At 62.7% G+C, this 11,781-nt stretch carries 10 protein-coding genes; 5 read left to right on the plus strand and 5 right to left on the minus strand.

All coding sequences use genetic code 11. The features are described from left to right. Positions 1 to 132: 132 nt before the first annotated feature. From M0654_RS09510 to M0654_RS09520, 3 genes are read left to right on the plus strand one after another with little or no spacing between them, the layout of a single operon-like run. Positions 133 to 1,140 (plus strand): zinc-binding alcohol dehydrogenase family protein, encoded by a 1,008-nt coding sequence (locus M0654_RS09510; RefSeq protein ID WP_248682875.1) that lies wholly within the window; start codon positions 133 to 135, stop codon positions 1,138 to 1,140. A gap of 43 nt (positions 1,141 to 1,183) precedes the next feature. Next, complete coding sequence (locus tag M0654_RS09515) at positions 1,184 to 1,918, plus strand: SDR family oxidoreductase (RefSeq protein ID WP_248682876.1); 735 nt, start codon at positions 1,184 to 1,186, stop codon at positions 1,916 to 1,918. Positions 1,919 to 1,935: 17 nt separating this feature from the next. Beyond that, positions 1,936 to 3,213, plus strand: coding sequence for an L-fuconate dehydratase (locus tag M0654_RS09520; RefSeq protein WP_248682877.1), 1,278 nt, complete (start codon positions 1,936 to 1,938; stop codon positions 3,211 to 3,213). Here the strand turns inward: M0654_RS09520 and M0654_RS09525 are convergent. From M0654_RS09525 to M0654_RS09535, 3 genes are all read right to left on the minus strand, one after another. Next, the gene (locus M0654_RS09525; protein ID WP_449289663.1) at positions 3,210 to 4,613 is read right to left on the minus strand and encodes a mannitol dehydrogenase family protein; all 1,404 of its coding nucleotides are present in this window, start codon (positions 4,611 to 4,613) and stop codon (positions 3,210 to 3,212) included. The genes M0654_RS09520 and M0654_RS09525 overlap by 4 nt on opposite strands. A gap of 112 nt (positions 4,614 to 4,725) precedes the next feature. Then, entirely contained in the window at positions 4,726 to 5,130 is a 405-nt protein-coding gene (locus M0654_RS09530) for a hypothetical protein (RefSeq protein ID WP_248682879.1), read from the minus strand. Positions 5,131 to 6,021: 891 nt separating this feature from the next. Beyond that, entirely contained in the window at positions 6,022 to 6,642 is a 621-nt protein-coding gene (locus M0654_RS09535) for an SOS response-associated peptidase (protein WP_248682880.1), read from the minus strand. Positions 6,643 to 7,023: 381 nt separating this feature from the next. Here M0654_RS09535 and M0654_RS09540 point away from each other — a divergent pair, with 381 nt between their 5' ends. Together M0654_RS09540 and M0654_RS09545 are read left to right on the plus strand one after the other, a co-directional pair. Then, the gene (locus M0654_RS09540) at positions 7,024 to 7,308 is read left to right on the plus strand and encodes a GIY-YIG nuclease family protein (RefSeq protein WP_248683056.1); all 285 of its coding nucleotides are present in this window, start codon (positions 7,024 to 7,026) and stop codon (positions 7,306 to 7,308) included. 97 nt (positions 7,309 to 7,405) lie between these two features. Continuing rightward, entirely contained in the window at positions 7,406 to 8,293 is an 888-nt protein-coding gene (locus tag M0654_RS09545) for a hypothetical protein (protein WP_248682881.1), read from the plus strand. Positions 8,294 to 8,316: 23 nt separating this feature from the next. On the opposite strand, the gene M0654_RS09550 is transcribed toward M0654_RS09545, so the two are convergent. Together M0654_RS09550 and M0654_RS09555 are read right to left on the minus strand one after the other, a co-directional pair. Next, positions 8,317 to 10,530, minus strand: a complete 2,214-nt coding sequence (locus tag M0654_RS09550; protein WP_248682882.1) for an FAD-dependent oxidoreductase — start codon at positions 10,528 to 10,530, stop codon at positions 8,317 to 8,319. 13 nt (positions 10,531 to 10,543) lie between these two features. Then, complete coding sequence (locus M0654_RS09555) at positions 10,544 to 11,752, minus strand: acetyl-CoA C-acetyltransferase (protein ID WP_248682883.1); 1,209 nt, start codon at positions 11,750 to 11,752, stop codon at positions 10,544 to 10,546. Between the last annotated feature and the right edge of the window lie 29 nt (positions 11,753 to 11,781).

The following is an 11,781-nucleotide window of genomic DNA, read 5'->3' on the forward strand; positions in this document are numbered from 1 at the left end:
TTGCCGCAGCAAAGCCGCACCTGCAGCACGCGTGCGAAATTGGCTTGACCAGTTTCCGCTCCGGCAATAGCACTTAAAGCCAGCGGAGGAAAAATTCGCTGTCTTTGTCGTGCCACCAGCCCCGGAGGATCCATGCTGACCATTATCTGTGATGAACCGGGCAAGCTGCGGGCCATCGAACGGGTGCGCCCGGTGCGCGCCGATGCTGAAGTGCTGATCAGGCTCAGCCGCATCGGCGTCTGCGGAACCGATCTGCATATCTTCGGCGGCAACCAGCCGTATCTCTCCTACCCGCGGGTCATGGGCCACGAACTGGCCGGGATTGTCGAGGAAGCGCCAGTGGGCAGCAGCCTCGCCCCCGGCGATACAGTCTGCATCATCCCCTATATCTCCTGCGGTCACTGCAATGCCTGCGTCCGCGGCAAGACCAACTGCTGCCGCAATATCGGCGTGCTCGGCGTCCACCGGGACGGCGGCATGACGGAATATCTGAGCCTCCCGGAAGAATTCGTGGTGAAGGCCGATGGGCTTTCCGTTGACCAGGCGGCAATGGTCGAATTTCTGGCGATCGGCGCACATGCGGTGGCTCGAGCACGCATAGAGCCGGGTCAGAAGGTGCTGATCACCGGCGCTGGGCCGATCGGGCTGGCCGTGGCGCTCTTTGCCCGTCTCGATGGTGGCGAGGTCACGCTGCTGGACGGTCGCACTGACCGGCTCAGCTTTGCCCGCGAACAACTCGGCTTTGGCTCCACGGTGCAACTCGGCGCGGACGACGAGGAACAGCTATCCGCCATCACTGGCGGCGACTTCTTTGACGTGGTCTTCGACGCCACCGGCAGCCCAAAGGCGATCGAGCGCGGTTTTGCCTTTGTCGCGCATGGCGGCACCTATGTGCTGGTCTCGATCGTCTCTAGCGACATCCGCTTTTCCGATCCGGAATTCCACAAGCGGGAAACGACCCTGCTCGGCAGCCGCAACGCGACGCGCAGCGATTTCGAGCGCGTGATGGCTGCGATGCGCGACGGCAAGATCCCCGCGAGCCTCATTACCCATAGAATGACACTTTCGGATGTGCCCGAACGCTTCGCCCAACTGACGGAACCGTCGGCCGGTGTCGTCAAGGCGCTGATCGAGGTATGAAGGCAAGGTTGCAAGAACACGGTGCAGGTTTAGGAGGAAAACCATGACGATCAGACTGGACGGAAAAACGGCATTGGTCACGGCGGCCGGGCAAGGCATTGGCCGCGCGACCGCACTCGCATTCGCCGAGGCCGGCGCCACCGTTCACGCCACCGACGTCAACGAGGCGCTGCTTGCCGCGCTGCCCAAGCAGGCAAACCTCATCCCCGCCAGACTTGACGTGCTTGACGAGAACGCGGTGAAGGCGTGCGTCGCCAGCATCGGCACCGTCGACATCCTCTTCAACTGCGCCGGTTTCGTGCATGCGGGCTCCATCCTGGAGATGAAGGACGAAGATCTCGACTTCGCGATGGATCTCAACCTGCGCTCGATGATCCGCACGATCCGTGCCGTGCTGCCGGGCATGCTCGCCCAACAGGACGGCGCGATCATCAACATGTCCTCCGTCGCCTCCAGCATCAAGGGCGTGCCGAACCGCTTCGCTTATGGCGTCACCAAGGCCGCCGTCCTGGGGCTGACGAAATCGGTCGCCGCCGATTACGTGGCACAGGGCATCCGCTGCAACGCGATCTGCCCCGGCACGGTCGAAAGCCCGTCCTTGCAGGAGCGGATGAAGGCGCAAGGCGATTACGAGACCGCCCGCGCCGCCTTCATTGCCCGCCAGCCGATGGGCCGGCTCGGCACGCCGGAAGAAATCGCCGAACTCGCCGTTTATCTTGCCGGCGCGACCTACACGTCGGGCCAGGCCTACGCCATCGATGGCGGCTGGACCATCTGAATCGCCAGGGGACATCGATGACCCGCATTACCGATCTTCGCGTCTTCGACCTCCGGTTCCCGACCTCGCAGAGCCTCGACGGCTCGGATGCGATGAACCCCGACCCGGATTATTCCGCGGCCTATGTCATCCTCGACACCGATGAGGCAGGCCTTGCCGGTCATGGCCTAACCTTCACGATCGGCCGCGGCAACGATATCTGCTGCATGGCGATCAAGGCGATGCGCCACCTCGTTGTCGGGCAGGAGCTTGAGGCGTTTGCCGAGGCGCCCGGAAAATTCTGGCGACACCTGACAGGCGACAGCCAGTTGCGCTGGATCGGCCCCGACAAGGGGGCCATGCATCTGGCCACCGGTGCCGTGGTCAACGCCTTCTGGGACCTCTACGCCAAGCAGCAGGGCAAGCCGGTCTGGCAGCTCGTGGCCGAGATCCCGCCGGAGAAGATCGCCGACATTGTCGACTATCGCTACCTGACGGACGTCCTTTCCCGCGACGACGCGTTGCAGATCCTGCGTCGGGCGGAAGCCGGAAAGGCGGAGCGGATCGAGACGCTGAAGCGTGAGGGTTATGCCTGCTACACGACCTCGGCGGGCTGGCTGGGTTACCCCGAAGACAAACTGCGTCGCCTTTGCCAGGAGGCGGTCGATGCCGGTTTCAACCACGTGAAGATGAAGGTCGGGCGCGATCTGGAAGACGATATCCGCCGGCTGACGATCGCCCGCGAGGTCATCGGCCCGGACCGCTACCTGATGATCGACGCCAACCAGGTCTGGGAGGTGGACCAGGCGATCGACTGGGTGACGAAGCTCGCCTTCGCCAACCCCTTCTTCATTGAGGAGCCGACAAGCCCGGACGACATTGCCGGGCACCGCAAGATCCGCCAGAACATCCAGCCGGTGAAGGTGGCGACTGGCGAGATGTGCCAGAACCGCATCATGTTCAAGCAGTTCATAGCCGAGGGCGCGATCGACATCGTGCAGATCGATTCCTGCCGGATGGGCGGATTGAACGAGGTGCTGGCGGTGCTGCTGGTGGCGGCGAAGTACAACCTGCCGGTCTGGCCGCATGCCGGCGGTGTGGGCCTGTGCGAATACGTGCAGCACCTGTCGATGATCGACTACCTTGCCGTTTCCGGCACCAAGGACGGCCGGGTGATCGAATATGTCGATCACCTGCACGAGCACTTTATCGACCCCTGCGTGATCCGCAACGCCGCCTATATGCCGCCGACGCGGCCGGGGTTTTCAATCGAGATGAAGCCGCAGTCTATCGCCGACTACACCTTCCGCGGCTAGAGGCGCGCCATCTCCGCGTTGACGAGGTCGCGCCAGGCGCGGTTTTCGACAAGACGCTGCGGGAAGAGGCCCGGAAGCTCAAAGAACGGCGCGGACGGATCATCCGGCGTCGAGCGGGCGGCCGCCGCCTTGAGTTCCGCGGCGCGCGGGTCGTTGATGTCGTCCACCTTCATGAGATAGACAAGCCAGACCGCCGCAACGTAAGCGAAGGCTGACGCGTCATTACCCTTGGAGAGTTCTTCCACGGCGGGGGTCATTATGCGCGGCGGCAGCTTCTGAGAGCCATCCATGGCGACCTGGCGGGTGAGATGCGCAACGCCCGGATTGGAGAAGCGCGCGATCAACTGGTCCTGGTAGGCGGCAAGATCAACGCCCGGAACGGGATCCAGCGTTTCCAGGACGGCGGCCATGTGCCGGCGCACGGCATCATGATATTCAGGCACGGCGATAACGTCGCGGATATAGGTCAGGCCCTTCATCTGGCCGAGATAGGCCATCATCGAATGCGAGCCGTTGAGGAGCCGCAGCTTCATCTTCTCGTAGGGCTCGACATCATCGACAAACAGCGCGCCGCCGGCTTCCCAGCGCGGGCGGCCGAGGGTGAAGTGATCCTCGATCACCCATTGCATGAAGGGTTCGGTATCGAGCGCCAGCCGATCTTCGACGCCGAGCAGGTTCCGGGCACGGGCGCGGGTCTCTTCGGTCGCGGCGGGCACGATGCGGTCCACCATGCTGGACGGGAACGCGCCTTCGCCGGCAATCCAGTTGGCAAGCGCCGGATCTCGGGCGCCGGCCATCTCGATCACCAGCCGCCGGACGATGCGGCCATTGGTCGGCAGGTTGTCGCAGCACAGCACCGTGAAGGGGGAAAGCCCTGCGTCGCGGCGGCGCGCCAGCCCCTCGACGAGGTAACCAACGATGCCGACCGGCGCTTGCGGCGCGGCAAGATCGGCGGCAACCGCCGGATGGTTGCGGTCAAGCCCGCCGGTTGCCGGGTCAAGCCCGTAAGCCTTTTCGGTGACGGTCATCGTGACGATGCGGATGGCGGGATCGGCCATCAGCGCCAGGATTTCCTCGCGGTTTTCAGCGCCCGACAGGCCCTTGACGATCGAACCCACCACCTGCGCCCGGTCGCCTGCGGCGCTGCGGGTGATGACCGAATAAAGCCCGTCCTGCGCGGCAAGATCATGCACCACATCGACCGAGCGCAGGCTGACCCCGACGATGCCCCAGGCGCCGAACTCTTCGCCGAGCGCCGCATCGGTATAAACGGCCTGGTGGGCGCGGTGGAAGGCGCCGAGCCCCAGATGCAGGATACCGGGTTTCAGCGCCTGCCGATCAAAACCCGGCCAGGTGATGCCTTCGGGCAGGACGGAACTGGCGGACAGACGCGGCATGATCTTCAACAATGCCGGGCAGAGCCCCCGGCATCCTCCCCGGTGCAAGACCCGGGAGTTCTAGCCGTGCGCCAGCCCGCCGGTCAACGGCAGGCTTTGGGCGTTATCGGGCGCGTCACCCGAACTCCGGGCCGCCGTCCGGTCCGCGGCCGGCATATTTCGGCTCCTCATCCTCATCCGGGGGATAACCGAAGGCGGCGTTGAAACTTGCAAGCACCTCCTGCTGGCGCGCACCACGCGGGCCGACGCAGGGCGGGTAGGAACTGTGGTAACGGGGATTGCTGTTGTACTGGGCCTCGGTGAGGAAACCGCGGCAGGCCCTGGCGCGGCGGCAGGCGGAAAGGTTGCAGGTTTTCCAGAAGCCGAGGAAGCTGGTGACGTGCTGGGTGAGCTTCTGGTATTCGCGCGACTTCTGGCGCTCGGACAGCGCCTTGAACTCGCCATAGGTATATCCGGGGAGATAGGGTTCCTTGTCTTCCTCGGCGGCAAGGCGGCGCCATTCCTCTTCGTTCTGGACCATGATGTCGTCTCCCAAAGGCATGGTTCGGCGGTCACGCGGACCGGCGGCCAGCGTGTTGCGGGTTGTCAATTCTGTTGCCGCAGCGTCCCGGAAACCGATTCCCGTTTTTCGGGGCGCTGCACGATCGGAGAGCGCACGCGAATGCGAAACCTCTCTTAAATGTAATTCTGTGGCTCCGCATTCGCGTGGCCTTCGGCGTTTTTTCGGGACTTCCGGTCCCTACTGGTGATCGCCTCGCCTCGCTGCGTGCCCCGATTTCTCAGGAACACTTGCACGGCTCAACAGTACCTGGCCTGTCGACCAGGGGGAGGCTTGATAGGGCGCGGGACTACACAACACATCCGCTGCCATGGCTTTCACCTCTCATCCGCTCCCCGCACGTTACGGTTTGAAGGATGAGCGCCGGCTCCCGCCTGCCCGCGAACGTCTCGCGAAACACTCCGGCGGCGGAAGCAGGCACAGAATAACGGGTGCCGAAAAGGCGGGGATGAAAAAGCGCTTAAGCCGTTGATGTGATTGAAGCGGGGCCGCGAATTGTCCACGGGTTGCGTACGGTGATGGTTGTGTTGACCCCCCTCTGCCCTGCCGGGCATCTCCCCCTCAAGGGGGGAGATCACACGTGGCCGGGCTTCAAATTCCATCCATCCCCTGCACCTGGAGCAGCAGGAAGAGGATGCGATCGGCAGGCTCAGGGTTCGGGGTACGGGGCCCGGGGCTCGAGGCACAGGGCTTGATGTTATGATCCCAGTCGCAGCCGTCGATGGTCGGGAGGCCGGTGCATCTGGCTGATCTCCCCCCTTGAGGGGGAGATGCCCGGCAGGGCAGAGGGGGGTGCAAACCTCCCAAGGCTCATGCCCAGCGGGGAGCACCGCTTCGCCATGACCGCGTGCCTCAGTCCCGACCGGGGCGCACCTGCTCCACGGCGAGCGAACCGGCCGGCAGCGGGCGCAACAGTTCGGCTTCGGGTTTGCTCAGATGAAGCCAGTGGCGCCAGTCTTCCGGTTTCAGAACGACAACCTGCCGGTTGTGGATCGGCGCGACATCGGGGCCCGGCGCGGTGGTGAGCATGGTGAAGGCCGGCGGCTGGTTGGTCTCGCCCTTGCCCGCCGCATCACGCCAGAGTCCGGCAATGCACAGGAACGGTGCGGCATTCAGCGTGAAACGATGCTTGGCCTTCGGGTATTTCGTGCCGGTGAACTCGAAGAAGGCCGAGGCTGGAATGAGGCAGCGACGACTTTCGCCAAAGGCGCGGCCTTCCGAGCGGAAGTTGAAGACGGGCGCCGCCTTCTTCTTGCCCCCTTGGCCCGCCGGTGGCGGGAAACCGAAGGTCATGGGCGACAGCGTGACGACATCGCCATCCAGCCGCATCACCGGTCCAAGATCGCCGATGCGGATGTCATCGGCCTGGGGCAGATCCGCCTCGCCCTGGTGCACGGCCGCTTTCAGCCCCGCCTCCTCCACCGCGCGGAGATATTCCGCATACCGGATGTGTTGTTCGTAGTCGTTGCACATGGGCGGGATGTAGGGCGGGAGGGGGTGCGTGGGGAGAGGTGGTTGTGTCTGGATCCTCGGGTCAAGCCCGAGGATGACGAAAGAGAGGGAGCAGTGTGGTGCCACGAGTGAGGGCCGAACGAGAATGCGCAGAACGTGCGGTGCAGTGTTCCCAAAGAGTGGCCTTGCTCTTGTAAACCAGATACTTCGCTAGGGAAGCCGACGGATCCGCTCGTTGCTGACTCTCAGGCAAGATGGCCGTTGATCGCGCGCCACTACCACAAACCTCTCTTGGGGCAGCCTGGCACGCCCTCGCCGTTCGTCATCCTCGGGCTTGACCCGAGGATCCAAACCCAAGCCTGCCGCTTGACGAACACGCACCCGCCCAACCATGCTGCACGCATGACGGGATATGTCTACATCGTCACCAACCATAAAAACGGCACGCTCTATATCGGCGTGACGCCCGATCTCGAACGCCGCATCTATGAGCACCGGGAGGGTCTGACGCCGGGCTTCACCTCGAAATACGGACTGACACAGCTCGTCTGGTACGAGGAGTTCTGGGACATCCGCGATGCCATCCAGCGCGAGAAGACGATGAAGCAGTGGTACCGCAAATGGAAGATCGCGCTGATCGAGACAATGAACCCGGACTGGCGGGACTTGTATTTCGAGCTGTGGTGAGAGGCTTGTGTCTGGATCCTCGGGCTTGACCCGAGGTCCAAACCCGAGAACATTATACACATGAAGCTCGAGATCAGGCATCTGTTCGACTCCACTATTGAGAAGCGATATCGAAGCTTTTTCATCGGCTTCCGAAGACACCGAAACTCTTAATTCGCAAGATCAAGATCGCCGGCGGAAGAAGCTTCAGCACATTCTGGATAGCGATCCCGAGTTCTACGTTCTCCATCGATGTACAAATATTGCAGCCACGTGGCTCTCCTTGTTAGCAGTTGCCCTCCTGCAAGATCTTCCTTTAGCCGAAGAAGAGATCGAGCCAACCGCCGAAAAGCTTGCGGCAATCTCGTTCTTGTCGCGGCTGGCCAACGATTTATGGGCGATCATTGAACTAATAGAAGCAGGATTTGATCTGCAGGCCAGAGCACTCACACGAGCTTATCTGGAGCACGTGGATGTGCTGATATGCTGCATCCATGATGAGCAACTAACAGCGCAATTCGTAGCAGCTGTTGAACCTGACGAAGCCAATGAGTTTTGGCACCGCCATGTAAGCAAGAATAAGATTAAGAGACGTGTATCGGAATTCGTCTCGTCCGTCATCCAAGCGCCGGGCAGCCAAGTGGTTGATTTTCTTCGTGAGGATGCCGAGCTAGCCGGATCAATGCTTCTTCACCCGACAATCACTGCGGGGTTCGCAGCAGCCTTCGGTATTGAGGAAATTGAGTATGATAGCTACCCAATATTTCCCACGTCGACGGCTTCTTCTGCCGGGACATTCAGAGCCATCCTAATACACCTTTTTTGGCTATGGTTCGCGATGGGGCCATTACCAACGAACGCCAATGGCCGCTGGAGGCCCCTTTTGACGAATCCAGAGTTGTCAAACAATATAACGCTTGTGCGCTTCTCGATATTGATATCGGAAATGCTCGGCTTTCTTCTAGAGTCTCACTTGCTGATGAGGCCTAGTTCGACTGATGACTAGCCGTTACGAGAAGAAAAGGCGGCCTAAGCCGCCTTCCCCACGTTACCGTACGGGTCAAACCGCGTGTAGAAGGTCTCGCCCTTGGCGGCCATGTCCTTCAAGAGCGGGGTGGGCGCGAAGTGATCGCCGTATTGGGCCTCGAGCTTTTCCGCCAGCGCCACGAAGTTCGAAACACCCATCCCATCGATGTAAGACAGCGTGCCGCCCGTGTAAGGCGCAAAACCGAAGCCGAGGATGGAGCCGACATCGGCTTCGCGCGGATCCGTGACGATGCCTTCTTCCACCGTGCGGGCGGCTTCGAGCGCGATCGTCACCAGGAAGCGCTGCTTCAGGACGTTGACGTCGACTTCCGACGCCGGCTTCTGCGGATAAAGATCCTTGAGGCCCGGCCACAGGAACTTTTTGGCGGGCTTTGCCGGATATTCGTAGAAGCCCCTGCCATTCTTGCGGCCACGGCGGTCCAGCTCGTCGACCATCTTGTCGATGAGCTTCATGTGCCCCGGCTTGACGGAGGCTTCGCCGAGATCGGCGATCGAGGCACGCATGATCTTCTGCGACAGGTCAACGGCAACCTCGTCGTTGAGCGACAGCGGGCCCACCGGCATGCCGGCCATCTTGGCGGCATTCTCGATCATCGCCGCCGGCACGCCTTCGGCCAGCATGTCATAGGCTTCGTTGATGTAACGGAAGACGCAGCGGTTGACGAAGAAGCCGCGCGTATCGTTGACGACGATCGGCGTCTTCTTGATCTTGGCGACGAAATCGAGCGCCATGGCGAGCGCCTTGTCGCCGGTCTTCTCACCCAGGATGACTTCGGTGAGCATCATCTTCTCGACCGGCGAGAAGAAATGCACGCCGATGAACTGCTCCGGGCGCGTGGAGTTTTCGGCGAGCCCGGTGATCGGCAGGGTCGAGGTGTTGGAGGCGAAGATGGTGGTGGGGGCAATGACCGCTTCCACCTGCTCGATGACCGCCTTCTTGACGGCGCGATCCTCGAACACGGCTTCGACCACGAGATCGACATCGGCGAGCGTGGAGTAATCCGGCGTCGGGGTGACGAGCGAGAGGAGCTTTTCGCCCTCTTCCTTCGTCATGCGGCCCTTGCCGACCTGGTCGGAGACGAGCTTTTCGGAATGCGCCTTGCCCTTGTCGGCGGCCTCCTGGTCGCGGTCGATGAGGACCACGGGAATGCCGGCGGCGGCCGTGACATAGGCGATCGAGGCGCCCATGAAGCCAGCGCCGACGACGCCGACCTTTCTGATCTGCGTCTTCGGCACGCCAGCCGGGCGGCGGGCGCCCTTGCCGAGTTCCTGCATGGAGATGAACAGCGAGCGGATCATCGAGAAGGCTTCGGTGGTGCCGAGAACCTGGGTGAAGTAACGCTGCTCGACCTTGAGCGCGGTATCGAAGGGAAGCTGCAGGCCTTCATAGACGCATTTGAGGATGGCAAGCGCGCCCGGGTAATTGCCGGCGGTTTCGCGCCGAAGGATGGCAGGCGCTGCCGGGAAGAGCTGGGCTGCCGCTGGCGTCCAGACGCCGCCACCCGGCACCTTGAAGCCCTTTTCATCCCATGGGGCGACGGGTTTGAGGCCATCCTTGATCATCTGTTTGGCGGCTGGGATCAACTGGTCGGGCTCGACCACCTGGTGCACGAGGCCCATGGCCTTGGCGCGGCTGGCGGTGAGCGACTGGCCCGTCGTCATCATCTGCAGCGCCGACTGCGCGTCGGTGAGGCGGGATACGCGCTGGGTGCCGCCGGCGCCGGGGAAGATGCCGACCTTGACCTCGGGCAGCGCGATCTTGACGGACTTGGCGTTGGAGGCGACGCGGCCGTGGCAGGCAAGCGACAGCTCGAATGCGCCGCCCATGCAGGTGCCGTTGATGGCGGAGACCCAGGGCTTGCCGTTGGTCTCGATCTTGCGCCACAGCCAGGACATGCGGCCGGCGGCCTCGAACAGCTTCTGCTTGGCGGCCTGCGGATCGCGCGCCTGTTCCTCATGCAGCATGGTGAACATGCCGCGGATCATGGTGAGGTCTGCGCCGCCGGAGAAGGTGGACTTGCCGGAGGTGAAGACGACGCCCTTGACGGCGGCATCTGCCACGGTGGCGGCGAGGATCTGTTCGATCTCCTCCATCACCTCGACGGTGAAGACGTTCATCGACTTGTCCGGCATGTCCCAGGTAACGAGCGCAATGCCATCGGCGTCGGTTTCGACGGTGAAGTTCTTGTAGGTCATCGTCAATCCTCCCTCAGACGCGTTCGATGATGGTGGCGGTGCCCATGCCCGCGCCGATGCAGAGCGTGACAAGGGCGGTGTTGAGGTCGCGGCGTTCCAGTTCGTCGAGCACCGTGCCAAGGATCATCGCGCCGGTGGCGCCGAGGGGATGGCCCATGGCAATCGCGCCGCCGTTGACGTTGATCTTGTCGTGGCTGATGTCGAAGGCCTGCATGTAGCGCAGGACGACGGCGGCGAAGGCTTCGTTGAGCTCGAAAAGGTCGATGTCGGAAAGCTGCATGCCCGAGCGCTTCAGGAGCTTTTCGGTGACGTCGACCGGGCCGGTCAGCATCAGCGCCGGGTCCGAGCCGATATTGGCGAAAGCCTTTATGCGGGCGCGGGGCTTCAGGCCCATGGACGCACCACCGTTCCTGGAGCCGAGCAGCACGGCCGCGGCGCCATCGACGATGCCCGACGAGTTGCCGGCGTGGTGGACATAGGTGATCTTCTCGACTTCCGGATGCGCCTGGATGCCGACGGCTTCAAAGCCGCCCATTTCGCCCGGCATCTGGAAGGACGGGTTGAGCGACGCCAGCGCCTGCATGTCGGTCGTCGGGCGCATGTGCTCGTCCCGATCGAGGATGGTGAGGCCGTTCTGGTCCTTTACCGGGATGACGGACTTGTTGAAGTAACCGGCCTCCCAGGCCTTGCCGGCGCGCTTCTGGCTTTCCACCGCGTAGGCATCAACGTCGTCGCGGGTGAAGCCGTACTTGGTGGCGATGAGGTCCGCGGACACGCCCTGCGGCATGAAATAGGCCGGGAAGTTCACCGAGGGGTCCATGTACCAGGCGCCGCCGGACATGCCCATGCCGACGCGCGACATGGATTCAACACCACCGGCGATGACGATGTCATCAGACCCGGCGATGACCTTGGCGGCACCGAAGTTCACCGCATCGAGACCGGAGGCGCAGAAGCGCGAGATCTGCATGCCGGGGGCGGAGAAGGAATAACCCGCCTCAAAGGCGGCCGCCTTCGGAATGACGGCGCCGGAATCCATCACCGGATCGACGCAGCCCATGATGATGTCGTCGACCTGGGACGTGTCCAGGCCATTGCGGTCGCGGATTGCTTCCAGCGTCTTTGCGGCAAGGCGAACCGCCGGCACTTCGTGCAGGGATCCATCCTTCTTGCCGCGACCGCGCGGCGTGCGCACGTGGTCGTAGATGTAGACTTCGCTCATAATGTCATCTCCCTTGTGGCGCGGCGCCA

Source organism: Neorhizobium turbinariae (genome assembly GCF_023223505.1).
GTDB lineage: Bacteria > Pseudomonadota > Alphaproteobacteria > Rhizobiales > Rhizobiaceae > Neorhizobium > Neorhizobium turbinariae.